Genomic DNA, 25,054 nt, shown 5'->3' with positions numbered 1-25,054 from the left:
CGCGCCTTGGCCGCCGACATCCGCCAGCTCCTGCTCGCGGCCTTCGAGGTCGAGCACCATGAGCACATCGCGGCGATCCGCGGCGCGCTGGGCAGCGCGACGCCGGATTGGAACGATGTGTTCCGCCGCGCCCACAGCCTGAAGGGGGCCGCGCGCGCCGTCGATCTCCCGGCCGTGGAGGCGGTGGCCCACCGCCTGGAGACCCTGTTCGAGCGGGTCCGCAACGGCGCGAGCGCCCTCGACCGGGACGGGGCCAACGCCGTGCACCTCGCCCTCGATCGGATCGAGTCCTACGTCGCCGGCCTCAAGGATGGGGCCGGACCGGACATGCCGGGTGACGCGCTGGCCGCGCTGGGGCGGTACCTCGGGCTGCACGGGCTGGCCCCGGAGGCGTCGGCCCCGCCCGCCGCATCGCGCGCGCCGGTCGCCGCGCCGGTCGCTGCCGCCCCCGCACCCAAGGCGCCCCCGGAGCCCGCCGAGTCCGGCGCCGCGATCCTGCGGGTGCCGGGCGAGGCCGTGGAGGCGCTGGCCCGGGCGAGCCATGACCTCGCCAGCACCCTGGCGGCTCAGGCGCCCGCCGCAGAGGGCCTGGCGCGCCTCGCCCGGCTGGCCCGGGACCTGCGTGCCGGCGCCGAGGTCCTCGCCGCCGGGGCCGAAACGGAGCGACCCGAACTGCGCGCCTTCGCGGCCCGCCTCGGCAGCTTCGCTCGCGAGGCCGCGGAACTGTCCCGGCGGCAAGGTGCCGCAACCAGCGCGATCGAGGCGGCGGCGGTCCGGGTCCATGCCGGGGCCGAGCGCCTCGCCCTCGTCCCGGCCGAGACCGTGCTGGGCCCCCTCGCCCGCTCGATCCGGGAGACGGCCCGGGAGCAGGGGCGCGAGGTCGATCTCGACCTGCAAGGCCTCGACCTGCCGGTGGAGCGCGGCACCCTGCAGGCACTGAAGGACCCGCTGCTGCACGCCCTGCGCAATGCCCTGAGCCACGGCTGGCAACAGCCGGAGTTGCGCCGTGCCGCCGGCAAGCCCGAGGCGCTGGGGCTCGGGCTGGAGGTGGCGGTGCGCGGGTCGCGCCTCCAGGTCACGGTGTCGGACGACGGGCCCGGCCCGGACCTGACCCGGATCGAGGCCGCCGCCCGCGCGCGCGGGCTGCTCGCCCCCGAGGGGCCGGCCGATTCCGAGACCCTGCTGCGCCTCGTCTTCGAGCCCGGCTTCTCCACCGCGGAGGCCGTCGATACCCTCTCGGGACGCGGCTACGGCCTGTCGGTGGCGGCGGACGCGGCGCGCCAGCTCCTCGGCAGCGTGCGCCTCGAGCCGCGCGAGCCCGCGGGCACCGCGCTGGTCTTCAGCCTGCCGCTCTCGGCGGCCCGCCGCAGCCTGCTCCTGGTCGAGGCGGGCGGGCGCACCTACGCCCTGCCGGGTGGTGTCGTGGAGCGCCTGCTGCGCCTGGAGCGGGCCGGATTGCCGCTGGCCATGGGCCGCACGATCCTGCGGCATGGTGCCGGCGACGCGGCGACCAGCCACCCGGTGACCGACCTCGCCGAGATCCTCGGCCCGGTCTCCGCCGCGCCCGATCCCGGCAACCCGGGCGGCGCGCCGCCCGACCCGGGCATCCTGACCGCGGTGCTGCTGCGAGCCGGTGGCGGCCGCCTCGCGCTCGCGGTCGACCGCCTGCACGACGTCCGTTCACTCCTGGTCCTGCCCGCCCCGTCCTTCGGGTCCGATCCCGGCCTGGTCGCCGGGACCGCGGTGCTGCCGGGGGATGTGCCGGTGCTCGTCCTCGACCCCGAGGGGCTCGCCGCGCGCGCTGCTGTCACGTCGGCCGTTGTATCGGCCGGAACGATGGCGCAGGCTCCACGTTCGACGACCGCATCCCGCGCCACAGCACGCGCGACGATCCTCGTCGTCGACGATTCGATCACCACCCGGACCTTGGAGAAGGGCATCTTGGAAGCCGCCGGCTACCGCGTGGTCGTCTGCGTCGACGGTCAGGATGCCCTCGATCGGCTGCGCGCCGAGATCGAGCCCGTCGATCTCGTGCTCGCCGACGTGGAGATGCCGCGTCTCGATGGCTTTGGCCTGCTCAAGGCCCTGCGCGCCGATGGCCGCTTCGCCCGGCTTCCGACGATCCTGATGACCTCGCGCGGGGACGCCGAGGACGTGGCCCGCGGCCTCGATCTCGGCGCGGATGCCTACCTGACCAAGCAGAAATTCGACCAGCGCCAGCTGCTCGACACGATCGGGCAGCTGTTATGAATCCGGTCCGGGTCATGCTGGTCGAGGACAGCCTCGTCGTGCGCGAGCTGCTGCGTTACATCGTCTCGCGCGATCCCCGGCTCGAACTCGTCGCCGCGGTGGCTTCCGGCGAGGAGGCCCTCGATACGCTCCGGGCGGTGCGGCCGGACGTGATCTCGATGGACATCCGCCTGCCCGGCATCGACGGGCTGGAGACCACCCGCCGAATCATGGCCGAGCATCCGACACCGATCGTCGTGGTCGCCGACTCGGTCGAGGATGCCTCGCTGCGGATCTCCATGAACGCGCTGCGCGCCGGCGCCCTGTCGGTGGTCGAGAAGCCCGTGGCCACGACCCACGCCGGCTACGAGGCGGTGGCCGGCGAGATCTGCACGCAGCTGCGGATCATGGCCCAGGTCCCGGTGATCCGAAGGCGGCCGATCGGCACCGAATGGGCGGGCCGCACCGCGCCCGCCTCCTTCGCGCCCGTTGCCGAGCCGACCGGGCAGGCACCGAGCCTTCTCGGGATCGCAGCCTCGACCGGAGGTCCTCCGGCACTGGCCCGGGTCATCGGCGCGCTCCCGAAGGGATTTCCGCTGCCGGTGCTCGTGGTCCAGCACATGGGGGCGGCCTTCATGGAAGGGTTTGCGAGCTGGCTCGACAGCGTGGTGGCGCTGCCGGTCTCGCTGGCCCGGGACGGGGAGCGGGCTGAGGCCGGCCGCGTCTACGTGGCGCCGGGCGACCGCCACCTGGAGATCGGTACGGGACGCGTGATGCGGGTGATCCAGTCTGCGCCGGTCTCCGGCCAGCGCCCGGCCGCGACCGTGCTGTTCCGCTCCCTGGCCCGGCAGGCTGGCGCTGCGGGCATCGGCGTCCTGCTCACCGGCATGGGCGAGGACGGAGCCGCCGGCTTGGCCGACATGCACCGGGCCGGCGCCCAGACGGTGGCCGAGCACGAGAGCACCGCGGTGGTCTACGGCATGCCGGCGGCGGCCGTGCGGCTCGGCGCCGCCCGGGCCGTCCTGCCCCTCGACCGGATCGCCGACCACGTCCTTCGGCTCGCCGATCCGGGGGCGCGTCCGTGAGCCCGGGCGAGGCCGTCGCCAGGGAGGAGCCCGCCCGGATCCTGCTCGTGGAGGATTCGGAGACGCAGGCGCTGGAGCTGCGCCTGCTGCTGGAGGCGCACGGCTTCGCGGTGGAGCGCTGCCCCTCGGCCGAAACCGCCCTCGACCACCTCAACCGCAACCAGCCCGACCTCGTGGTTGCGGATTACCACCTGCCGGGCATGAACGGCGACGAGCTGATCCGGCAGATGCGCCTGTCCCTGCGGACCCGCGCCCTGCCGGTGCTGATGCTGACCGGCGGGAATGGCGGCGAGCGCCAGGGGCTCGAAAGCGGCGCCGACGCCTACCTGCCCAAATCCGCCGACCGCGACCTGATGATCCTGCGGATCCGTGCCCTGCTGCGCGAGCGCCGCGCGGCCTCCGACGGCGAGGGCCCGGGCGCCGCCGCCTTCCGGCGCGGGCGCATCCTGGTGATCGACGGCAGCGCCACCTACCGGACCTACCTGGGCGGCCTGCTCGGCCAGGACGGGCACCACGTCGCCACCGCGGCAGGGCCGGAGGCCGCGCTCGCTGCCCTCGACGGGGCCGGTGGGGAGGCCCCGTTCGACTGCGTGACCGTCGACCTGCTCGGCCACGCCTATGACGGGCTCGTCCTGTGCCGGGTGATCAGCCAGCGCCGCTCCGGCCAGGCGGCGGGCGCCGGCTTCCACCTCGTGGGCATCGCCGGCAGCGACCCGGCCAAGGACTTTCTGGTCGAGGCCTTCGCGGCGGGCGCGGACGACGTGATCTCCAAGGCCGACGCCGAGGTTCTGGCGCTGCGGGTGCGCGGCTTCGTGCGCCGCCGCCTGCTGGAGGAGGACGACCGGCGCATCGCCGGCCAGTTCGGCGAGCGGGAGCGGGCGGTGGAGCGCGCCCGCGCCGAGGCCGACGCCGCCGAGGCCCGGGCCCGGCTCGCCGACGCCCTGGAGCGCGCCAACCGCGACCTCGCCGACGCGAACCGCCAGCTTACCGACGCCCAGGCCAAGCTGGTCCAGGCCGCCAAGATGGCCTCGCTGGGCGAACTCGTCGCCGGTATCGCCCACGAGATCAACAACCCCCTCGCCTTCATCCTGGCCCACCAGGGCACGGTCGAGCGCCTGCTCGGCGAGCTGCCGGAGGCGGCCCCCGAGGCCGCCGCCCGCGCCGTCGACAAGGCGCGCCAGCGGGTCGGCTCGATGCGGATGGGGCTCACCCGGATCCAGGACCTCGTGCTGAACCTCCGGAAGTTCTCGCGCCTCGACGAGGGCGAGCGTGCACTGGTCAACGTGCCCGAGGCGATCGAGACCGTGCTGGCCCTGCTCCAGCACAAGCTCGGCGACCGGATCGCCGTGGAGCGCACCTTCTCGGGCCGGGCCGAGATCCACTGCACCCCGGCGCTGCTCAACCAGGTCGTGATGAACATCCTCGGCAATGCGGCCGACGCCATGCCGGACGGGGGCACCATCCGGATCACGACGCAGTCGAGCCCCGAGATCGACGAGATCCGGATCAGCGATACGGGACCCGGCATTCCGGACGACCTGCGCGAGAAGATCTTCGAGCCGTTTTTCACGACGAAGCCGGTGGGCTCCGGTACCGGCCTGGGCCTTGCGATTGCCTACAGCGTCGTTCAGGCGCATAGCGGCGCGCTTACCGTGGAGACGGCGCCGGAAGGGGGAGCCTGCTTCGTGATCGGGATTCCGCGGCAGGCGGCCAGCGCATGACTGAAGGCACGGCGGGGAGCGGGAGGCTGAGCGGGACGATCTTGGCCGTCGACGACGAGCCGGACATCCTGATCGCCCTGGAGGACCTGTTCGAGGATTCCTACCGGGTTCTGACGACCTCGCGCCCGGCTGAGGCGCTCGAGATCCTCCATGCCGAGCCCGACATCGCCGTGGTGCTCTCCGACCAGCGCATGCCGGGGCTGACCGGGGACGCGCTGCTGGCGGAGGCCCGCACTTTCCACGATGCGCAGGCGATCCTGCTCACGGGCTACGCCGACATCACCGCGGTGATCGCCGCCCTCAACCGCGGCGGGATCGTCGGCTACGTCACCAAGCCCTGGGACGCGAGCCTGCTGCGCTCCACCGTCCGGCAGGCCTTCGAGCGCCACGGCCTGGGCCGGGATCTCGCCACCGAGCGGGCTCTGTTGCGCGGCCTGCTCGACCATGCCCAGGATGCCATCAGCTTCAAGGACGCGCAGGGGCACTTCGTGCGGCTCAACGCCCGCAAGGCGGCGCTGCTCGGCCAGGACATCTCCGCCTGCCTGGGACGCCGTGAGGACGATCTCCTCGGGCCAACGGCCGGCGCGGTCGCCGAGGCGGACGCGGCGGCGATCCGGTCCGGCGCGGTCGTCGAGAGCCTCACCAGCGACGGTCCGACCGGCGCCGAGCAGTGGAGCCACGTGACGCGCGTGCCGATCCGCGACGCGGTCGGCGCGGTCAGCCACCTCGCGGTGATCGAGCGGGACGTGACCGAGCAGCGGATTCTGGAGGCGCGGCTGCGCCAGTCCGACAAGATGCAGGCGCTGGGGACGCTGGCGGGCGGCATCGCGCACGACTTCAACAATCTGCTGACCGCGATCCTCGGCAGCCTGGAACTCGCCGGCCCGAAGGTCGCCGACCTGCCGCGGGTGCAGCGCCTGATCGAGAACGCCCGCGGGGCGGCCGAGCGCGGTGCGTCTCTGACCAAGCGCCTGCTCAGCTTCAGCCGCGCCCACGACCTCCAGGCCCGCGCAACAGACGTGAATGGCCTGATCGCCGGGATGAGCGATCTATTCGGGCGCAGCCTCGGCGGCCTCGTCAGCGTGCGGACCGAGCTGGCGGACGACTTGGCGGCCGTCCAGGTCGACCCCGACCAGCTGGAACTCGCAGTGCTCAACCTCTGCATCAACGCCCGGGATGCCATGCCGGAGGGCGGGATCATCACGGTGGCCACAAGGCGGCTCGGCATCACCGGCGATCCCGAGATCGCCGATGGCTCCTATCTCGGTATCAGCGTCACCGACGAGGGCACCGGCATGCCGGAGGAGATCCTGCGCCGGGTCTGCGAGCCGTTCTTCACCACGAAGGCCATCGGCCAGGGGACCGGGTTGGGGCTCGCGATGGTGTTCGGCCTCGCGCAGCAATCGAAGGGGCGGCTCGCGATCGAAAGCGAGGTCGGCCGCGGGACGCGTGTCGAGCTGGCCCTCCCGTTCGCCGCCGAAGCGCCGAAGCAGGCGACCCGGACGTCGGGGGCGGCGCCGGTGGCCGCGCGTTCGGCGCGCATCCTGGTGGTCGACGACGACCCGCAGGTCCGCCACGTCACAGCCTCGTTTCTCGCAGGCTTCGGCTACACTGCGATGGAAGCGGTCGATGGCGAGGCGGCGCTCCAGTCGCTGGAGGCCGGCCGGTTCGACCTCGTCGTCGCCGACCTCGCCATGCCGGGCATGAGCGGCATCGAGCTGGCCGCCGAGATCCGGGACCGCGATCCGAGCCTTCCCGTCCTGATTCTCACCGGCCACGCCGATGCGATGCAGATCCCCGAAGACCTGCCGGTGCTGACAAAGCCGTTCCGCTCGGCGGATCTGGCGAGCCGGGTCTCGGGGCTGATCGAGAGCGCCGACGCGGCGCGCCGCTAAGCGGCGTCAGGCGGTCGGGAACTGGCGTGGAGCCGGCTCATTGACCTCCACGGAGCATCGTTGCTCCGGCCAGAGACGGAGGTGGACCATGAGCGATCACGGCATCTTCCCAGGCGCACGGCGCGATAACGACCCGGACCAGGACGATCCGCCGAACAGGTTCCGGCAGGGATAGGGGTTTCGCGGATAGCGGCGCGGTCGAGTTCCCGGCCAGTCCGATCCTGGCCGCCAGGGAGAGTTCCCGCGACCTCCACGAAACGTGGACCCTGCTTCAGACCCGTCGGCGCAAGCCGGCGGGTTTTTTTTGACCCGGCGCAAGACACAAGAAAGCCGCCCCGGATCGTCCGGGGCGGCTTTCTCAGGTCAGTGGAGAGCCTCGAAGGTCTCTCCCGTCGGCTCAGGCCGCCTCGGAGACCTGGCTCGGACCGGAATCCTTGCCGCGGGCCTCGACATCGCGGTCGACGAACTCGATCACCGCCATCGGGGCGTTGTCACCCTGGCGGAAGCCCGCCTTCATGATGCGGCAATAGCCGCCCGGGCGGCCCTGGTAGCGCGGGCCGAGCACGGTGAAGAGCTTCTTGACCATGTCGGCATCGCGCAGCTGCGCCATGGCGAGACGGCGGGTGTGGACGCTATCGATGCGGCCCAGGGTGATCAGCTTCTCGACCACGGGACGTAGGTCCTTGGCCTTCGGCAGGGTCGTGATGATCTGCTCGTGCTTCAGAAGCGCGACCGACATGTTGGCGAACATCGCCTTGCGATGCTCGGCGGTGCGGTTGAAGCGGCGGCCGCGATACCCGTGTCGCATGATTCTGGCTTCCTTCTCATCTCGGCCGCCGTGCCACGGTACGGCCGGGCGCCCCAACAGCGGGGCTGTTCATTCCGCATGACCCCGCGGCGGGATTTTTTGGGACTTCGCGTCGTGCTCGCGACGATCCGACCCGGTCCGGCCAAGCAAGCGGCGCCGTGAAGCGCCGCCAAGTTCAGCCCGAGGCAGCTCGCCTCAGTAGTGCTCCTCGAAGCGCTTGGCGAGATCCTCGATGTTCTCCGGCGGCCAGCCGGGGATGTCCATGCCGAGGTGCAGGCCCATACCGGCGAGCACTTCCTTGATCTCGTTGAGCGACTTGCGGCCGAAGTTCGGAGTGCGGAGCATCTCGCCCTCGGACTTCTGGATCAGGTCGCCGATGTAGACGATGTTGTCGTTCTTCAGGCAGTTCGCCGAACGGACCGAAAGCTCCAGCTCGTCGACCTTCTTGAGCAGCGCCGGGTTGAAGGGCAGCTGCGGCGCCAGCGGGGCGGCCTCTTCCTTGCGCGGATCCTCGAAGTTCACGAAGACCTGGAGCTGATCCTGGATGATACGCGCCGCGTAGGCGAGCGCATCCTCCGGACCGACCGCCCCGTTGGTCTCGATCGTCATGGTGAGCTTGTCCTTGTCGAGATCCTGACCCTCACGGGTGGTCTCGACGCGGTAGCTGACCTTGGTGACTGGCGAGAACAGCGAATCGACCGGTATCAAGCCGATCGGCGCGTCCTCGGGGCGGTTGCGCTCGGCCGGGACGTAACCCTTGCCGGTGGCGACGGTGAACTCCATGCGGATCTCTGCGCCGTCGTCGAGCGTGCAGATCACGAGGTCGGGGTTCAGGATCTGGATGTCACCGACCGTGCCGATGTCGCCCGCCGTGACGAGGCCCGGGCCGGTCTTGCGCAGGGTCATGCGCTTGGGCGCATCGGTCTGCGACCGGATCGCGATGGTCTTGATGTTGAGGACGATGTCGGTGACGTCCTCGCGCACGCCCGGGATCGACGAGAATTCGTGCAGAACGCCGTCGATCTGCACCGAAGTCACGGCCGCGCCCTGGAGCGAGGACAGGAGCACCCGGCGCAGCGCGTTGCCCAGAGTGGTACCGAAGCCGCGCTCGAGCGGCTCGGCCACGACGGTGGCAACCCGCTTCGGGTCGTCGCCGGTCGAGACCTGCAGCTTGTTCGGCTTGATCAGTTCCTGCCAGTTCTTCTGAATGACCACGATCCTACCTCTCGTCCATGCCCGGGATCCGCGACGCCCGTCCCCGCGCTTCGGCCGCCCAGCGCCGCCCCCTGGCGCCCCGAACGGTCCCTGAATCTCTATTCGTCTCTACTCGCCGCCGACCCAGAGCGCCGGCACGAAGCTGTATCCCGCGCCGTCCCGAGCCACGTAGCCGAGGGCCGGGAATTCGAGATGCGCCCCGGCGATGAAGGATCGGTCGATCGCCACCGCGTCCATGATCGCCTTGCGGGTCTCCCGCGCCTGATCGCCGTCGACATCAAATGCGACGCCGGCCTCCGGGTTCTTGAACTGGATCGCCGGCAGGTGCACCACATCCGTCCACATCAGGAGTGACTGTCCACCGGAGACGATGCGGAAACCGCAATGTCCAGGGGTGTGGCCCGGCAGGTGGACCGCCGTGATGCCCGGCAATACCTCCCCGCCCCGATGCTGGCGCATCCGCTTCGCATAGGGCGCCACCGCCTTGCGGGCGCCCTCGAAATAGGGCTTGGCGCCGTCCGGAGCCCGGGACAGGGCCTCGTCCGGAAGCCAGTGCGCCGCCTCGTCGGCATGGACCACGATCTCGGCGTTCGGGTAACGCGCCGCCTCGTCCTTCACCAGACCGCCGACGTGGTCGGGATGCAGGTGGGTAACGAGGACCGTCTCGATCTCCTCCGGCTTCACGCCGGTGAGCGCGAGGGCCGCGCCTGCCCGGCCGAGGGTCTCAGCCGGCGCGAGGTCGCCATAGCCTGTATCGATCAGCACCGGCTTGCGGCCGGCACCGGTGACCAGGAACGCGTTGAGGGTGATTTTCGGCTGCTCTGTGCGGAAGCCCGCGACCTGCAGCGTCCCGGCCTCCGCCTTCGAGATCCCCGTGACGAGATCGAGGCTGGCCTGAAACCAGCCGTCGTTGAGCGCGGTGACCGTGAGGTCGCCGAGGTTCCAACGCAGCACGCCCGGAAGCGGCCTCGATCCCGTCATGAGCTTCTCCGTCAAAACGCTTCAATCAGACCCGGCGACGCTTGCGCGGACGGCAACCGTTGTGGGGGATCGAGGTCACGTCGCGGATCGAGGTCACGGTGAAGCCCGCGGCCTGGAGCGCGCGCAGAGCCGACTCGCGGCCCGAACCCGGGCCCGACACCTCGACCTCGAGGGTGCGCATGCCGTGCTCGGCCGCCTTGCGGCCGGCATCCTCGGCGGCCACCTGAGCGGCGTAGGGCGTCGACTTGCGCGAGCCCTTGAAGCCCATGGCGCCGGCGGACGACCAGGAGATCGTGTTGCCCTGCGCATCCGTGATGGTGATCATCGTGTTGTTGAACGAGGCGTTCACGTGGGCGACGCCCGACACGATGTTCTTGCGTTCGCGGCGGCGGACGCGTTGCGGTTCCTTGGCCATCTGGTCTCACTCTTCCTTCAAGCGCGCCCGTAATTCCAGGCGCTCGGGATTCTCTTTGGGATTTGGCTGCGGCGCCCGTGCAGGGTGATCGAGCCTTCGCCGGGATCCTCGCGGGACATCCGGCGCGACGGAAAGAAGGCCGAGCAAAGCACGGCCTTCCAATCGCTAAAACTTACTTCTTCTTGCCGGCGATCGGCTTCGCCTTACCCTTGCGGGTGCGGGCATTGGTGTGGGTGCGCTGGCCGCGGACCGGCAGCTGCTTGCGGTGACGCAGGCCGCGATAGGCGCCGAGATCCATCAGGCGCTTGATGTTCATCGAGACTTCGCGGCGCAGGTCGCCCTCGACCAGATAGTCGCGGTCGATCGTCTCGCGGATCTGGAGCACCTCTGCGTCGGTGAGCTGGTTCACCCGGCGCTCGGCGGGGATGTTCACCTTCTGGGTGATCTCCTCGGCCTTCTTCGCGCCGATGCCGTGGATGTACTGAAGCGCGATGACGACGCGCTTATTGGTCGGGATATTGACGCCTGCGATACGGGCCACGATCACTCTCCATGTGAGGCCCGGGCGAGCCGGGCGATGGTCGCACGCGTCCGGTGGAGGCCGGCCCATGCGCGCGTCAAACGACGAAGCGGCCCGTGGGCGGCCCTGGACAGGGCACCTCGGACCAGCGATCGGTTGAACGAAGGACGGCCTGCTAGCGTGCGCGGAGTCCGATGTCAACGACAAGCGCACGCCCGAACGTGCCGCCATGCGTCGCGCGCGGATCGAAGGCACGAACGAAGAGGTGGATATGTCGGCTGTGACCAGCGACGGCGCGACCCTGCGGGCTTTCGCCGATCTGGTGCTTCTGGCGGCGGAGGAATGCGCCGACGAGGTGGTCCCGGTGGTTCTTGCGGTGGTCGGCGGTGTGCTCAGCGAGGCCGATCCCGGCTCGGTGCAACTCCAGCAGCCCGGCGCTGGGCAGGACCTGCTCTGGGCCACCTTCGACGGGCGGAGGATGGTGTTCCGCTACAACGTGATGACCGCGATGATCGAGCTACGCGACGGCAGGACCGACGGGCATCCGTCCCGCCAGTTCGGCCGCCGCTCGCTTGCGATGGACATCGTCAACTTCTTCGGCGCTCTGCGGGCCGACCGGAAGCGGGCGCCCTGACGCTCCGACCTCAGCGCATCCGCTCTCCCAGAAACCGGCAATAGCCCCCGGTGTTGCGATAGCCGGCGGGGCAGTGGCGGACGCAGGCTCCGGCGGCGAATTTCAGCGGCGGCTGGCATGCGTGCCGGAACCGCTTCTCCCCGTAGAGGAAGGATTGAGCCGGGCTCTGGGCTGCGACCGGTATCACCGGCAGCGCCACAGCGAAGAGGAGCAGCGTCGTCGTGGCGAGGCGGAGTGACATCGAGGTTCCCAAGGATCTTGCGTCCCTCAACCGGTGACGCCGCGGATTGTTCGCACGTGCGGTTCAGCTTGGCGGATTGGCGCTTCCGATCGTTTTCAAGGCTCCGCGGTCCTTGTGCGGTCCCCGCGTCCGCATCGGATCGATCGACTTCATACGATCGACTGTCGTGGACAGACCTGTCCCGGGCCCGCCGGGGGGAAACCTTCGTCGAAGCGCCCCGGGGCACTTGCCGACCGCGTGTCGACCTCGCACCGGCGATGACCTGCCGGCTGGATAGGCTGTGGTGGCAGCCGAGGCTTCGACACCCTGCGCAGCCGTTCGTGAGGCACCGACGGTCAAGGCCGCCTGCCGAACGGCCTGAAAGCTCTCCCCGGCTGCTTGCGTGGCTGGGGCTATGCGCCCTGCGATCCGGAAGGGGTCTCCACCGCCGAACACGTCGCGACCTTCGCTGGCGCCGAGCGCACCGTCGGCTGCATAAGCGCGGCGATGATCAACACCGCGCTCTGCTCGCACGGGGGATCGCGCCGATCCGTATTACCTCGACCTCGCGGCGACGGTGGGGGGGCCGCGCAAGGCGTGTGCGACGGCAAGGCCGTCGACCCGGCGCGTCCGCACCAATCGGACTCGGCGTTGGATGCGATCACCTCGAATGCACGCTCGCGCGGCTCGACCGGAGCCGAGGCGTCATCCGGCAGACTGCCTGAACGGCGGCGCGCGCAGTCACGTCAGGAGGCGACGCGCTCCTCGTGCGGCTCGAGCACCGACATCAGCTCGGTGGTGACCGTATCGATCGGCTGCATCCCGTCGACGGTCCGGAGCAGGCCCGTCTTCGCGTAATAGGCCGAGAGGGGCGCGGTCTGGGCGCGGTAGGCCTCGAGACGCTGCTTGAACACCTCCGGGGTGTCGTCCTTGCGCACGGCCTGGCCGCGGGCCAGGGTCTCGGCCGCCCGCTTCTGGATCCGCCCGACGAGGGCGTCCTCGTCGACCTTCAGCTCGATGACGGCGGAGAGGCTCAGCCCCTTCCCGGCCAGCATGGTGGCCAGCGCCTCGGCCTGGGCGACTGTACGGGGGAAGCCGTCGAGGATGAAGCCGCGCCTTGCATCCGCCTCTTCGATGCGGTCGGCGACGATCCCGACAACGATCCGGTCGGAGACGAGCCCGCCGGATTCCATGACGGCCTTGGCCTCGAGTCCCACCGGGGTGCCGGCAGCTACCGCGGCGCGCAGCATGTCACCGGTGGACAGCTGCGGGATCCCGAATCGCTGTACGATCCGCTCGGACTGGGTCCCCTTCCCCGCACCGGGCGGTCCGAGCAGAATGATGCGCATGGCGTTGTCCTCGTCCGGCCCGGCTCTTTCCGGGCACAAGCGGCGGCTGGCGAAGCCTCCCCGGCATCGCCTGGTTCGCGTTTTTCTAGCCGGTCCTGCGCCCGGAGGCATCCAGGCCTTTGGGCCATAGGCGGGGTCTTGCGTGGGTCAGTCCCGCCTCTGTAGCAGGGTCAGCGGCGGCGTTGCGTGGTCGATGCGCCACGCAGCTTGGCCTTCTTCACGAGGCCCTCGTACTGGTGCGCCATCAGGTGCCCGTGGATCTGGGCGACGGTGTCCATCGTGACCGACACCACGATGAGCAGCGAGGTGCCGCCGAAGCCCAGGCTCGCCGAGGCGTAGGACGAGAGGATCTCGGGGCACAGGCACACGAAGGTCAGGTACAGAGCACCGATCACCGTGATGCGGGTGAGCACCTTGTCGATGAAGGCGGCCGTGCGCTCGCCCGGGCGGATGCCGGGAATGAAGCCGCCATGCTTCTTCAGGTTATCGGCCGTCTCCTGCGGATTGAACACGACCGCCGTGTAGAAGAACGTGAAGAAGATGATCAGCGCCGCGTAGAGGGCGATGAACAGCGGCGTGCCGTGGCCGAGATAGGCCGTGACCGTGCCGAGCCACCCGGCGGTGCCGCCGCTGGCCGAGAAGCTCGCAGCGGTCGCCGGCAGGAGCAGCAGCGACGAGGCGAAGATCGGCGGGATGACGCCCGACGTATTAAGCTTCAACGGCAGGAACGAGGTCTGGCCCTCGTACATGCGGTTGCCGACCTGGCGCTTGGGGTAATTGATCAGGAGCCGGCGCTGGGCGCGCTCCATGAACACGATGAAGTAGACCAGGGCCACGGCCGCCACGGCGACGCCCAGGATCACCGCCGGCGAGAGAGCGCCAGTGCGGCCGAGTTCGAGCGCGCCGGCGATCGCCACCGGCAGGTGGGCCACGATACCGGCGAAGATGATCAGCGAGGAGCCGTTGCCGATGCCGCGCGAGGTGATCTGCTCGCCGACCCACATCAGGAACAGGGTGCCGCCGGTCAGTGTGATCACCGTCGAGGCCAGGAAGAACGGGCCGGGATCGATGGCCGCCGACGAACTCTGGAGCCCGATCGCGATGCCCCAGGATTGAACCAGCGCCAGCACGACCGTGAGATAGCGGGTGTACTGGTTGATCACCTTGCGACCGGACTCACCCTCCTTCTTCAGCGTCTCCAGGCTCGGGATCACCGAGGTGAGCAACTGAACGATGATCGAGGCGGAGATGTAGGGCATGATATTCAGGGCGAAGATCGCCATGCGCTCGACGGCACCGCCGGAGAACATGTTGAACAGCCCGAGCACGCCGCCGGATTGCTGCTGGAAATTCCGGGCGAACTGTTCCGGGTCGATACCGGGAATCGGGATATACGTGCCCAACCGGAACACCACGAGGGCGCCCAGAGTGAACCAGATGCGCTTCTTCAGCTCATCGGCCTTGGCGATCGCCCCGAAGTTGAGGTTGGCGGCAAGCTGCTCGGCGGCTGAGGCCATAAGCGTCGCGTCCTGGGAGTGTCGCCGGGCGTCGATTGCCCGGATGAAATGAAAACGGCGGCCCGCGTGGTCGCAGGGCCGCCGCTCGAAGGATCGGCTTAAAGGGTGCCGGGGAACCGCGCAACGGGTCTCCGGGTCGCCCCTTGGCCGGCCGTCAGGCCGTGGCCGCCTCGCGGGCGCCGCCGCGGGTCGAGACGCCCGAAGCGAAGGCGACCGTGACCGAGCCTCCGGCCTTCTCGACCGCCTCGACGGCGGTCTTGGAGGCGCGGGTAACATCGAAGGCGAGCTTCGCGGTCAGCTCTCCGACGCCGAGCAGCTTCACGCCGTCCCGGGGACGGGCGATGATGCCGGCGGCGACGAGGCTCTCGACCGTCACGGTCGCGGCCTTGTCGAGCTTGCCCGCATCCACGGCTTCCTGGATCCGGCCGAGGTTCACCTCGTTCAGGTCCTGGCCGTGGATGTTGTTGAAGCCGCGCTTCGGAAGGCGACGATGCAACGGCATCTGGCCGCCCTCGAAGCCCTTGATGGACACGCCGGTCCGGGCCTTCTGACCCTTCACGCCGCGGCCCGCGGTCTTGCCCTTGCCGGAGCCGATGCCCCTGCCGACGCGCATCCGGTCCTTGGTGGCGCCGGGATTGTCGCTGATCTGGTTGAGCTTCATGGTGCCCTCCTCACGCCACGTCGCCGTGGACGCGCACGAGGTGCGCAACCTTGCGGATCATGCCGCGCACGGAGGGAGTATCCTCCAGCTCGGACACGCGGTGAAGCTTGTTGAGCTTCAGGCCGATCAGCGTCTGGCGCTGGCTGGCCTCGCGGCGGATCGGCGAGCCGATCTGCTCGATGCGGAGCGTCTTCTGTGCCATCGGACCCTCCCTTACGCGACCGCGGCTTCGGACTGGTCGGCCGGGTCGGCGTCGCGGCGGCGGGCCTGGAGGCTCGACACCTTGATGCCACGGCGGGCCGCCACGGAGCGCGGGCTGTCCTCGTTCTTGAGCGCCTCGAAGGTGGCGCGCACGAGGTTGTAGGGGTTCGAGGAGCCGAGCGACTTGGCGACGACGTCCTGCATGCCGAGCGTCTCGAACACGGCGCGCATCGGGCCGCCGGCGATGATGCCGGTACCCTGCGGGGCGGCACGGAGGATCACCTTGCCGGCGCCGTGACGGCCGTTGACGTCGTGGTGCAGCGTCCGGCCCTCGCGCAGCGACACGCGGATGAGGCCGCGCTTGGCCGCCTCGGTCGCCTTCCGGATCGCCTCTGGCACCTCACGGGCCTTGCCGTGGCCGAAGCCGACGCGGCCCTTCTGGTCGCCGACGACGACGAGAGCCGCGAAGCCGAAGCGACGGCCGCCCTTCACCACCTTGGCGACGCGGTTGATGTGGACGAGCTTGTCCACGAATTCGCTGTCGCGCTCCTCGCGATCATCGCGGCGGCCGCGGCCCCCGCCTTCACGTTCACGTGCCATGTTGGTCTACCTATCTCACTAGCGCGGATCGAAGGACCCGCTCGCTCGATTCTTCCCGCCCAGAGGGGAGGAAAGGTCCGCGCGGCCGATATGCCGCGCGGAAGGAGTCTTAGAACTCCAGGCCGCCCTCGCGGGCGGCTTCGGCCACGGCCTTGACGCGGCCGTGATAGATGTAGCCGGAGCGGTCGAAGATCACTTTCGTGACCCCCGCCGCCTTGGCGCGCTCGGCCACCAGCTTGCCGACCGCGGTCGCGGCGGCGACGTCGGCGCCGGTCTTGAGATCACCCTTGAGCGCCTTGTCGATCGACGAGGCGGCGGCCAGCGTCTTGCCGGCCACGTCGTCGATGACCTGCACGTAGATCTGCTTCGACGAGCGGAACACCGAGAGCCGCGGACGGCCGTTGGCGGCCGCCCGCAGCGCGCGGCGGACGCGCGCCTTGCGGCGATCGAGGGCTTCGAGCTTGCGAGACATGATGCCCTCCTTACTTCTTCTTGCCTTCCTTGCGGAAGATGAACTCGCCCGCGTACTTCACGCCCTTGCCCTTGTAGGGTTCGGGTCCGCGGTATTCGCGGATCTCGGCGGCGACCTGACCGACCTGCTGGCGGTTGATCCCGGAGATCGTGATCTCGGTGGGCTTCGGGGTAGCGATCGTGATCCCGGCCGGGATCGCGTATTCGATGTCGTGGCTGTAGCCGAGCGACAGCTTGAGGGCCTTGCCGGCCATCGCCGCACGATAGCCGACGCCCGTGATCTCGAGCTTCTTCTCGAAGCCCTTCGACACGCCCTCGACGATGTTGGCGATCTGCGCCCGCGACGTGCCCCAGAGGGAACGGGCGGGCTTGGACTGGTTGACCGGCTGGACCTCGATCGCGCCGTCCTTCATCGCCACATTGACGAGGGACGGGACGACAAAGTGCAGCTCGCCCTTCGAGCCCTTCATCTTCACGGTCTGGCCATCGACGGTGGCGGTGACGCCAGCGGGGACGGGAACCGGCTTCTTGCCTACGCGAGACATGGGATACCCTCCTTATGTCCCGATCAGAACACGGTGCAGAGCACTTCACCGCCGACGTTGCGCTCGCGCGCCTCGTGGTCGGCCATGACGCCCTGCGGGGTGGAGACGATGGTGACGCCGAGGCCGTCGGCAACGTGCGGAAGTTCGCCGACCGACGAGTAGACCCGACGGCCGGGCTTCGACACGCGCTTGATCTCGCGGATCACCGGGCGGCCGTCGTAGTACTTGAGCTCGATGGCGAACTCGGTGCGGCCGTTGCCGAGGTCCGTGGCCGCGTAGTCGCGGATATAGCCCTCGGCCTTCAGCACGTTCAGGACGCTGGCGCGCAGGCGCGAGCCGGGCGTCTGGACGACGTTGCGACGGCGCAGCTGGCCGTTGCGGATGCGGGTGAGCATGTCGCCCACGGGATCGTTGACCATGGGGACCTCCTTACCAGCTCGACTTGACCAGGCCGGGGATCAGGCCCCGGTTGCCCAGCTCTCGCAGCGCGACGCGCGAGATGCCCATCTTGCGGTAGAAGGCCCGAGGCCGGCCGGTGATGCCGCAGCGGTTGCGGATGCGGGTGGCCGACGAGTTGCGCGGCAGTTCCGCGAGCTTGAGGCGCGCCTCGAAGCGCTCCTCCATCTCGAGGCTGTCGTTGTTGGCGACTTCGAGGAGCGCCTTCCGCTTGGCCGCGAAGCGCTTCACCAACGCCTTGCGGGCCTCATTCTTCTCGACTGAGCTTTTCTTCGACATGTGGTCTATCTCCGGTGTCCGCGTATGAGGCGCGAGGGCCTCACTGCCGGAACGGGAACTGGAAGGCGGCGAGCAGGGCCTTGGCCTCGGCATCGGTCTGGGCGGAGGTCGCCACGACGATGTCCATGCCCCAGGTCTGCTCTGCCTTGTCGTAGGAGATCTCCGGGAACACGAGGTGCTCCTTGAGACCCAGCGCGTAGTTGCCCCGCCCGTCGAACGAGCGCGGATTCAGGCCGCGGAAATCGCGGACGCGCGGCAGCGCGATCGTGATCAGGCGGTCCATGAACTCGTACATGCGCTGCTTGCGCAGCGTCACCTTGCAGCCGATCGGCATGCCCTCGCGGACCTTGAAGGTCGCAATGGCCTTGCGGGCTCGGGTGATCACCGGCTTCTGGCCGGCGATCAGAGCGAGGTCGCCGGCAGCCACAGACGCCTTCTTCGAATCCGCCGTGGACTCGCCGACGCCCATGTTGATGACGATCTTCTCGATCTGGGGGACCTGCATCGGGTTCTTGTACCCGAACTCCTCGATCAGCTTCTGCCGCACCACTTCGTCGTAGTGCTTGCGAAGCCGCGGGGTGTAGGCGTTCTTGTCGGCCTCAGCCATCGATCTGATCCCCCGTGCTCTTGGCGAACCGGACCTTGCGCCCGTCTTCGAGAATGCGGAAACCCACGCGGGTCGGCTTGCCGTTGGCATCGGCGACCGCGATGTTCGAGAGTTGGATAGCGGCCTCCTTGGAGATGATGCCGCCTTCCTGGTTCTGTGTCTGCTTCTGGTGCTTCTTGACCAGGTTGATGCCGCGCACGAAGGCCCGACCCTCTTTCGGCAGCACCTGGATCACCTCGCCCGAGCGGCCGGAATCGCGGCCGGTGAGCACGACGACCTTGTCGCCCTTCTTGATCTTGGCGGCCATCACAGCACCTCCGGCGCCAGCGAGATGATCTTCATGTGGTTGCGCGCGCGCAGTTCGCGCGGCACCGGTCCGAAGATGCGGGTGCCGATCGGCTCCTTCTGATTGTTGATCAGGACCGCGGCGTTCTTGTCGAAGCGGATGACCGATCCGTCGGCGCGCTTCACGTCCTTGGCGGTGCGAACGACGACCGCCTTCATGACGTCGCCTTTCTTGACGCGACCGCGCGGGATCGCCTCCTTCACCGACACGACGATCACGTCGCCGACGCCGGCATATTTGCGCTTCGACCCGCCGAGCACCTTGATGCACATCACACGGCGTGCACCCGAGTTGTCGGCGACGTCCAGATTCGTCTGCATCTGGATCACGTGCGTGACTCCTTGTTTCAGGCGGGTTTCCGCACGCGGGCGGTATTGCCCGGCGGACGACGCCTGATGGGGATCTGATGTCCCCGGCTCATGTAATAAACCGCGCTTGCGGCGTCGAAGACGCCGGCGCGGTCGCCGCGTTCACAGGGTGCGAGCACCCAATGGGAATGTCGCGAAGGCCGGGCGCATACTACGGGCAGGCCGGGATGGCAAGCCGATCGGGACGAAATCGGCCGGCCCGGCCTTGGCGCACGGGCGTCTCGATCGCACCGGGAGCGGGCTCGCGTCACGCCGGCCGATCCCGTTTGAGCGGGCTCGCGGCTGGGCTGTTCGGTCAGCGTCCAATCCGAGTCGGCTTACCCCGCTCTTCGACCGGCCGCACTCGTCGAGGCCGCCGGCCCGACCCGTCAACGCGACGCTTCCGGTAGGACAGCCGCGTATTCCCGCGCGACGGACGCATCGCTCGGAGGCGAGCGGCTGTCAGAAAGGCTCGCCGGCCGATTCGAACAGGAATCCGTCGAGGCTTGGAATGGTGACGGCGGTACCGAAAGCCGGCTTCGACAAGCGCCACGGACGCTCCGACCGCGCGCGAATCGCTTCGGAGGGTCGCAAGCGGCGCATGGATCCGTCGGCTCTCACCTCCTCGATCGCCAGGAAGCCATAGACCTGGAGGCGGGACGCGGTGAGTTTGATGTCCCGATCGTCCGCGCCGACGATCATGCTGCCCGTCGCGTAGACCGCGTCCAGGAGCGACCGCTGTTCGCTCCGGCGGCGGTTGCGCGCGTCACGCTCGCCCGCCGCAGAGGCGGGAGTGATCCGCCGGAAGGGGACGACGTTGCTGACAGCGACGCAACCCATACGCAACATCCTTGACGCGAACCTGGGCGACCTGCTCGCCGCCCGACGATCGCGACACTTCGATGGTTCGCTTTAATCTTCCGTAGACCGTGAGGCCTGTGTCCTGCCCCGATCCGACACGTCGGCTTCGAATCCGAATACCGGCATTCGATGAGGTCGACGCCTCGAGGTATGTCCGCGCGCGGAAAAAACCTCGCCGGCGGAAACGGCTGACCGCCGGACGTCTATTATGAGAGGGAGACCTACGGAGCGATTCGCAGCGATGGGTCCACGACCGGACTACGTGGCCGACGGGCGTGGAACGGCGTGGGAGGTGCGCATGGCCTGTCCGCCCGGGATGGGGAGCTTCGGCCGCCGATTCTCCGCTTCCCGTCGAGGCGCCCGAGCAATGTCATGTCGGCGACAGCCCTCTGAAAAGCGGGAGGTCGCGCGGCTCGATCGCTCCGCCCTGTGACCGGACGTTAACGTCTCGATGGGCGCAGTTTTCTGCAGCGGATGCATTGACCTAGGCGCTAACCGCGTCTAGAAGCGCGCCACTTCGGACGGCCATCGGCTGCCGACGGCTCCTCGGTTCTTCCTTGTAGCCGCCATCGCCCCGAGCGATCCGAAGGTTCAAATCGCCTGACGCTCTAAGTCAGATCCGTAGGTACGAGCGCGTTCGTTTCGAGCGTGCTCCTCTGCCCACACCGCGCCGAGGGTTCGTGACAGGCCCTCCGGCGCATATTCGTTTTGCGGATTGCCCTGTGCAGTCCGGCCAAGGTGACCGAGGAAGAGGGCACAGGATGCCGACGATCAACCAGCTGATCGCCCAGCCGCGGAAGATCCAGCGGAGCCGCAACAAGGTTCCGGCGCTTGACGCTTGCCCGCAGAAGCGCGGCGTCTGCACCAGGGTCTACACGACGACCCCGAAGAAGCCGAACTCGGCGCTCCGGAAGGTCGCCAAGGTTCGTCTCACCAACGGCTTCGAGGTGATCGGCTACATTCCGGGTGAGGGCCACAACCTCCAGGAGCACTCTGTGGTCATGATCCGCGGTGGCCGCGTGAAGGATCTCCCGGGTGTGCGCTACCACATCCTGCGCGGCGTGCTCGACACGCAGGGCGTCAAGAACCGGAAGCAGCGCCGGTCCAAGTACGGTGCCAAGCGGCCGAAGTAAGGGCGACGACCGAAGTTTATTCGGACGTCAGTACAGGTTTTCACGGCCTCGTAAGGATGTCGCCGGCGTCACCAAGAACGCTGAGGCGGCCTGCGCGAGGCGCTTAAAAACTACTCGTTTGAGAGTTCTGAGACATGTCCCGTCGTCACTCTGCCGAGAAGCGTGAGATCATTCCGGACCCGAAGTACGGGGACGTCGTGCTGACGAAGTTCATGAATTCGATCATGTACGAAGGCAAGAAGTCGACCGCGGAGCGGATCGTCTACGGCGCCTTCGACATCGTCGAGAACCGCGCCCGGGCCAACCCGATCGAGGTATTCCGCGCCGCGCTCGACAACGTCGCTCCGATGATCGAAGTGCGCTCCCGGCGCGTCGGTGGCGCGACCTACCAAGTGCCCGTCGAGGTCCGGACTGAGCGTCGCCAGGCTCTGGCGATCCGCTGGCTGATCCAGGCCGCCCGGTCCCGGAACGACCGTACCATGATCGAGCGCCTCTCCGCCGAGCTGCTCGACGCCGCCAACAACCGCGGCAGTGCCGTCAAGAAGCGGGAAGACACGCACCGGATGGCCGAGGCCAACCGCGCCTTCTCGCACTACCGCTGGTAAGCGGTTCCGCCGTCTCTCAGGAGCAATCCGATGCCCCGCACGCACGCGATCGAGGACTACCGCAACTTCGGCATCATGGCCCACATCGATGCCGGGAAGACCACGACCACGGAGCGGATCCTCTACTACACCGGCAAGTCTCATAAGATCGGCGAGGTCCATGACGGCGCCGCCACGATGGACTGGATGGAGCAGGAGCAGGAGCGCGGCATCACGATCACGTCCGCCGCTACGACGTGCTTCTGGCGCGACAAGCGCCTGAACATCATCGACACCCCCGGCCACGTGGACTTCACCATCGAGGTGGAGCGTTCCCTTCGCGTGCTCGACGGCGCCGTGTGTGTGCTCGACGGCAACCAGGGCGTCGAGCCGCAGACCGAGACCGTCTGGCGCCAGGCCGACAAGTACGACGTGCCGCGGGTCGTGTTCGTCAACAAGATGGACAAGATCGGCGCGGACTTCTTCAAATGCGTGGCCGACATCATCGACCGCGTCGCTGGTAAGCCGGTTTGCCTTCAGCTGCCGATCGGCTCGGAGTCGAACTTCAAGGGCGTGATTGACCTCATCAAAATGAAGGCGATCGTCTGGTCCGGCGAGACCCTGGGCGCCGACTTCTCCGAGGTCGAGATTCCCGAGGATCTCAAGGACCAGGCGGTCGAGTACCGCGGCAAGCTGGTCGAAGCCTGCGTCGAGCTCGATGACGAGGCCATGATGGCCTACCTCGACGGCACCGAGCCGGACGTGGCGACGATGCACAAGCTCGTGCGCCGTGCCGTGCAGCTGCGGGCCTTCCATCCGGTGCTCTGCGGTTCGGCCTTCAAGAACAAGGGCGTGCAGCCGCTCCTCGACGCGGTCGTGGACTACTTGCCCTCCCCCGCTGACCGTGGCGACGTGGAAGGCATCGACTACAAGACCGAGGAACCGGTCGTCCGGCACCCGACCGACACCGACCCCTTCTCCATGCTCGCCTTCAAGATCATGGACGATCCCCACGTCGGCACGATCACGTTCTGCCGCGTGTACTCGGGCAAGGTCGAGTCGGGCGCCAACGTCATCAACTCGACGCGCGACAAGAAGGAGCGCGTCGGCCGCATGCTGCTGATGCACGCCAACAATCGCGAGGACATCAAGGAAGCGTTCGCCGGCGACATCGTCGCGCTGGCTGGCCTGAAGGATACCCGCACCGGCGATACCCTGTGCGACCCGACCAAGGCTGTCATCCTGGAACGCATGGAGTTCCCTGAGCCGGTTATCGAGATCGCCGTCGAGCCGAAGTCGAAGGCCGATCAGGAGAAGCTCGGCATCGCGCTCTCGAAGCTCGCCGCCGAGGATCCGTCCTTCCGGGTTTCCACGGACCAGGAATCCGGCCAGACCATCCTCAAGGGGATGGGCGAGCTGCACCTTGACATCAAGGTCGACATCCTGCGCCGCACGTACAAGGTCGACGCGAATATCGGCCAGCCGCAGGTGGCCTATCGCGAGAAGCTGACCCGCCGTCAGGAGATCGACTATACGCACAAGAAGCAGACTGGCGGCACGGGCCAGTTCGCCCGGGTCAAGTTGGTGGTCGAGCCCAACGAGCCGGGCGCGGGCTTCTCGTTCGAGTCGAAGATCGTCGGCGGCGCGGTGCCGAAGGAGTACATTCCGGGCGTCGAGAAGGGCCTTAACTCCGTCCTGGGCGCCGGTATCCTGGCGGGCTTCCCGGTTGTGGACATCAAGGTCGAGCTGATCGACGGCGCCTTCCACGACGTCGACTCGTCAGCGCTCGCCTTCGAGATCGCGTCCCGCGCTGCCCTGCGCGAGGCGCTCCAGAAGGGCGGCTCGGTCCTGCTTGAGCCGGTGATGAAGGTCGAGGTGGTCTCGCCGGAGGACTACACCGGTTCGGTCATCGGCGACCTGAACTCCCGCCGTGGTCAGATCCAGGGCCAGGACATGCGCGGCAACGCCAACGTCATCAACGCGATGGTGCCGCTCGCAAACATGTTCGGCTACGTGAACAACCTGCGTTCCATGTCGCAGGGCCGCGCGAACTTCACCATGCAGTTCGATCACTACGAAGAGGTGCCGCGCGGCGAGGCCGACAAGGTCATCGCCAAGTACGCCTAAGGCTACGCCTGAAACACCTCTTCAACCGCAACACGATTTCGAATTTAGGAGGCTCTGATGGGCAAGGAAAAGTTCTCCCGCACCAAGCCGCACTGCAACATCGGCACGATCGGCCACGTTGATCATGGCAAGACGTCGTTGACGGCTGCGATCACGAAGGTTCTGGCGGAGACGGGCGGGGCGACGTTCACGGCCTACGACCAGATCGACAAGGCTCCGGAGGAGAAGGCGCGCGGGATCACGATCTCGACGGCGCACGTGGAGTACGAGACGGCCAACCGGCACTACGCGCACGTGGATTGCCCCGGGCACGCCGATTACGTGAAGAACATGATCACGGGCGCGGCGCAGATGGACGGCGCGATTCTGGTCGTGTCGGCGGCCGACGGCCCGATGCCGCAGACCCGCGAGCACATCCTGCTGGCGCGTCAGGTCGGCGTTCCGGCGCTGGTGGTGTTCCTCAACAAGGTCGACATGGTCGACGACGAGGAGCTTCTGGAGCTGGTCGAGCTGGAGGTGCGCGAGCTTCTGTCGAAGTACGACTTCCCGGGCGACGACATCCCGATCACCAAGGGCTCGGCGCTGATGGCGCTGGAGGACAAGGAGCCGAAGATCGGCAAGGAGGCCGTCCTGGCGCTGATGGCGACGGTGGACAGCTACATCCCGCAGCCGGAGCGCCCGATCGACATGCCGTTCCTGATGCCGATCGAGGACGTGTTCTCGATCTCGGGCCGCGGCACGGTGGTGACGGGCCGGGTCGAGCGCGGGATCATCAAGGTGGGCGAGGAAGTCGAGATCGTCGGCATCCGGGCGACCACCAAGACGACGGTGACGGGCGTCGAGATGTTCCGCAAGCTGCTCGACCAGGGCCAGGCGGGCGACAACGTCGGCGTTCTGCTGCGCGGCACCAAGCGCGAGGACGTCGAGCGGGGCCAAGTGGTGTGCAAGCCGGGCTCGGTGAAGCCGCACACGAAGTTCAAGGCCGAGGCCTACATCCTGACCAAGGAGGAGGGCGGGCGCCACACGCCGTTCTTCACCAACTACCGGCCGCAGTTCTACTTCCGGACCACGGACGTGACCGGGGTGTGCACGCTGCCGGAGGGCACCGAGATGGTGATGCCGGGCGACAACGTGACCATGGACGTCACGCTGATCGTCCCGGTGGCCATGGAGGAGAAGCTGCGCTTCGCCATCCGCGAGGGCGGCCGCACCGTCGGTGCCGGCGTCGTCGCCGCCATCAACGAGTA

28 protein-coding genes are annotated in these 25,054 nt (G+C 68.5%); 9 read left to right on the top strand and 19 right to left on the bottom strand.

Annotated elements, in window-relative coordinates:
- The first annotated feature begins 6 nt into the window (after positions 1–6).
- Genes Q8W67_RS15545 through Q8W67_RS15530 form a run of 4 tightly spaced genes read left to right on the top strand, consistent with a single transcriptional unit; the run spans position 7 to position 6,930 of the window.
- Positions 7–2,250: a response regulator gene (locus Q8W67_RS15545; RefSeq protein ID WP_305547057.1), complete on the top strand. Its 2,244-nt coding sequence runs from the start codon at positions 7–9 to the stop codon at positions 2,248–2,250.
- The gene (cheB, locus tag Q8W67_RS15540; protein WP_305547055.1) at positions 2,247–3,314 is read left to right on the top strand and encodes a chemotaxis-specific protein-glutamate methyltransferase CheB; all 1,068 of its coding nucleotides are present in this window, start codon (positions 2,247–2,249) and stop codon (positions 3,312–3,314) included. Before Q8W67_RS15545 ends, cheB begins: the two co-directional genes overlap by 4 nt.
- Positions 3,311–5,035 carry a response regulator gene (locus tag Q8W67_RS15535; protein WP_305547053.1) on the top strand — a complete coding sequence of 575 codons (1,725 nt, stop codon included), beginning with the start codon at positions 3,311–3,313 and terminating at the stop codon, positions 5,033–5,035. The genes cheB and Q8W67_RS15535 overlap by 4 nt, the downstream gene beginning before the upstream one ends.
- The gene (locus Q8W67_RS15530) at positions 5,032–6,930 is read left to right on the top strand and encodes a response regulator (RefSeq protein ID WP_305547051.1); all 1,899 of its coding nucleotides are present in this window, start codon (positions 5,032–5,034) and stop codon (positions 6,928–6,930) included. Before Q8W67_RS15535 ends, Q8W67_RS15530 begins: the two co-directional genes overlap by 4 nt.
- A 397-nt stretch (positions 6,931–7,327) precedes the next feature.
- On the opposite strand, the gene rplQ is transcribed toward Q8W67_RS15530, so the two are convergent.
- The 5 genes from rplQ to rpsM all read right to left on the bottom strand — a co-directional run bounded on the left by rplQ (position 7,328) and on the right by rpsM (position 10,890).
- Positions 7,328–7,738 carry a 50S ribosomal protein L17 gene (gene rplQ, locus Q8W67_RS15525; protein ID WP_305547049.1) on the bottom strand — a complete coding sequence of 137 codons (411 nt, stop codon included), beginning with the start codon at positions 7,736–7,738 and terminating at the stop codon, positions 7,328–7,330.
- 195 nt (positions 7,739–7,933) lie between these two features.
- Positions 7,934–8,953 (bottom strand): DNA-directed RNA polymerase subunit alpha, encoded by a 1,020-nt coding sequence (locus tag Q8W67_RS15520; protein WP_305547047.1) that lies wholly within the window; start codon positions 8,951–8,953, stop codon positions 7,934–7,936.
- A gap of 108 nt (positions 8,954–9,061) precedes the next feature.
- The gene (locus Q8W67_RS15515; RefSeq protein ID WP_305547045.1) at positions 9,062–9,934 is read right to left on the bottom strand and encodes an MBL fold metallo-hydrolase; all 873 of its coding nucleotides are present in this window, start codon (positions 9,932–9,934) and stop codon (positions 9,062–9,064) included.
- A gap of 25 nt (positions 9,935–9,959) precedes the next feature.
- Complete coding sequence (rpsK, locus tag Q8W67_RS15510) at positions 9,960–10,349, bottom strand: 30S ribosomal protein S11 (RefSeq protein ID WP_010686167.1); 390 nt, start codon at positions 10,347–10,349, stop codon at positions 9,960–9,962.
- A gap of 172 nt (positions 10,350–10,521) precedes the next feature.
- Positions 10,522–10,890 carry a 30S ribosomal protein S13 gene (gene rpsM, locus Q8W67_RS15505; protein WP_012319166.1) on the bottom strand — a complete coding sequence of 123 codons (369 nt, stop codon included), beginning with the start codon at positions 10,888–10,890 and terminating at the stop codon, positions 10,522–10,524.
- A gap of 250 nt (positions 10,891–11,140) precedes the next feature.
- Here rpsM and Q8W67_RS15500 point away from each other — a divergent pair, with 250 nt between their 5' ends.
- Positions 11,141–11,503: a hypothetical protein gene (locus Q8W67_RS15500; protein WP_305547042.1), complete on the top strand. Its 363-nt coding sequence runs from the start codon at positions 11,141–11,143 to the stop codon at positions 11,501–11,503.
- A 10-nt stretch (positions 11,504–11,513) separates the two neighbouring features.
- Here the strand turns inward: Q8W67_RS15500 and Q8W67_RS15495 are convergent, their stop codons facing one another.
- The 14 genes from Q8W67_RS15495 to Q8W67_RS15430 all read right to left on the bottom strand — a co-directional run bounded on the left by Q8W67_RS15495 (position 11,514) and on the right by Q8W67_RS15430 (position 19,942).
- Positions 11,514–11,744, bottom strand: a complete 231-nt coding sequence (locus Q8W67_RS15495) for a hypothetical protein (protein WP_305547040.1) — start codon at positions 11,742–11,744, stop codon at positions 11,514–11,516.
- Between the two features lie 725 nt (positions 11,745–12,469).
- On the bottom strand, positions 12,470–13,072 hold the full coding sequence (locus Q8W67_RS15490) for an adenylate kinase (RefSeq protein WP_305547038.1): 603 nt from the start codon (positions 13,070–13,072) through the stop codon (positions 12,470–12,472).
- Between the two features lie 170 nt (positions 13,073–13,242).
- The gene (gene secY, locus Q8W67_RS15485) at positions 13,243–14,589 is read right to left on the bottom strand and encodes a preprotein translocase subunit SecY (protein ID WP_305547036.1); all 1,347 of its coding nucleotides are present in this window, start codon (positions 14,587–14,589) and stop codon (positions 13,243–13,245) included.
- Between the two features lie 154 nt (positions 14,590–14,743).
- On the bottom strand, positions 14,744–15,250 hold the full coding sequence (gene rplO / locus Q8W67_RS15480; protein ID WP_305547034.1) for a 50S ribosomal protein L15: 507 nt from the start codon (positions 15,248–15,250) through the stop codon (positions 14,744–14,746).
- A 10-nt stretch (positions 15,251–15,260) separates the two neighbouring features.
- Positions 15,261–15,452, bottom strand: a complete 192-nt coding sequence (gene rpmD / locus Q8W67_RS15475; protein WP_238293232.1) for a 50S ribosomal protein L30 — start codon at positions 15,450–15,452, stop codon at positions 15,261–15,263.
- A gap of 11 nt (positions 15,453–15,463) precedes the next feature.
- Positions 15,464–16,051, bottom strand: coding sequence for a 30S ribosomal protein S5 (gene rpsE / locus Q8W67_RS15470; RefSeq protein WP_092039094.1), 588 nt, complete (start codon positions 16,049–16,051; stop codon positions 15,464–15,466).
- A 109-nt stretch (positions 16,052–16,160) separates the two neighbouring features.
- Positions 16,161–16,523 (bottom strand): 50S ribosomal protein L18, encoded by a 363-nt coding sequence (gene rplR, locus Q8W67_RS15465; protein WP_007557587.1) that lies wholly within the window; start codon positions 16,521–16,523, stop codon positions 16,161–16,163.
- Between the two features lie 10 nt (positions 16,524–16,533).
- Positions 16,534–17,067 (bottom strand): 50S ribosomal protein L6, encoded by a 534-nt coding sequence (gene rplF / locus Q8W67_RS15460; protein ID WP_305547029.1) that lies wholly within the window; start codon positions 17,065–17,067, stop codon positions 16,534–16,536.
- Positions 17,068–17,090: 23 nt separating this feature from the next.
- The gene (rpsH, locus tag Q8W67_RS15455) at positions 17,091–17,486 is read right to left on the bottom strand and encodes a 30S ribosomal protein S8 (RefSeq protein ID WP_091715665.1); all 396 of its coding nucleotides are present in this window, start codon (positions 17,484–17,486) and stop codon (positions 17,091–17,093) included.
- A 10-nt stretch (positions 17,487–17,496) separates the two neighbouring features.
- Positions 17,497–17,802 (bottom strand): 30S ribosomal protein S14, encoded by a 306-nt coding sequence (gene rpsN, locus Q8W67_RS15450; protein WP_305547024.1) that lies wholly within the window; start codon positions 17,800–17,802, stop codon positions 17,497–17,499.
- A gap of 40 nt (positions 17,803–17,842) precedes the next feature.
- Positions 17,843–18,409, bottom strand: coding sequence for a 50S ribosomal protein L5 (gene rplE / locus Q8W67_RS15445; protein WP_305547023.1), 567 nt, complete (start codon positions 18,407–18,409; stop codon positions 17,843–17,845).
- A complete protein-coding gene (rplX, locus tag Q8W67_RS15440; protein WP_007557581.1) occupies positions 18,402–18,716 on the bottom strand; it encodes a 50S ribosomal protein L24 in 315 nt (104 codons plus the stop codon). Before rplX ends, rplE begins: the two co-directional genes overlap by 8 nt.
- Positions 18,716–19,084 (bottom strand): 50S ribosomal protein L14, encoded by a 369-nt coding sequence (rplN, locus tag Q8W67_RS15435; protein ID WP_010686182.1) that lies wholly within the window; start codon positions 19,082–19,084, stop codon positions 18,716–18,718. The genes rplX and rplN overlap by 1 nt, the downstream gene beginning before the upstream one ends.
- A gap of 480 nt (positions 19,085–19,564) precedes the next feature.
- Positions 19,565–19,942, bottom strand: a complete 378-nt coding sequence (locus Q8W67_RS15430; RefSeq protein WP_305547022.1) for a hypothetical protein — start codon at positions 19,940–19,942, stop codon at positions 19,565–19,567.
- 782 nt (positions 19,943–20,724) lie between these two features.
- On the opposite strand from Q8W67_RS15430, the gene rpsL reads away from it, so the two are divergent.
- From rpsL to tuf, 4 genes are all read left to right on the top strand, one after another.
- Positions 20,725–21,096, top strand: a complete 372-nt coding sequence (rpsL, locus tag Q8W67_RS15425) for a 30S ribosomal protein S12 (protein ID WP_007557568.1) — start codon at positions 20,725–20,727, stop codon at positions 21,094–21,096.
- Positions 21,097–21,230: 134 nt separating this feature from the next.
- The gene (rpsG, locus tag Q8W67_RS15420) at positions 21,231–21,701 is read left to right on the top strand and encodes a 30S ribosomal protein S7 (RefSeq protein WP_305547021.1); all 471 of its coding nucleotides are present in this window, start codon (positions 21,231–21,233) and stop codon (positions 21,699–21,701) included.
- Between the two features lie 30 nt (positions 21,702–21,731).
- On the top strand, positions 21,732–23,807 hold the full coding sequence (gene fusA, locus Q8W67_RS15415; protein WP_305547019.1) for an elongation factor G: 2,076 nt from the start codon (positions 21,732–21,734) through the stop codon (positions 23,805–23,807).
- A gap of 57 nt (positions 23,808–23,864) precedes the next feature.
- On the top strand, positions 23,865–25,054 hold a 1,190-nt coding region (gene tuf / locus Q8W67_RS15410; protein ID WP_305547017.1), incomplete at its 3' end, for an elongation factor Tu.

The organism is Methylobacterium sp. NEAU K (assembly GCF_030700285.1).
Lineage (GTDB): Bacteria > Pseudomonadota > Alphaproteobacteria > Rhizobiales > Beijerinckiaceae > Methylobacterium.
This window is presented reverse-complemented; position numbering and strand designations above follow the sequence as displayed.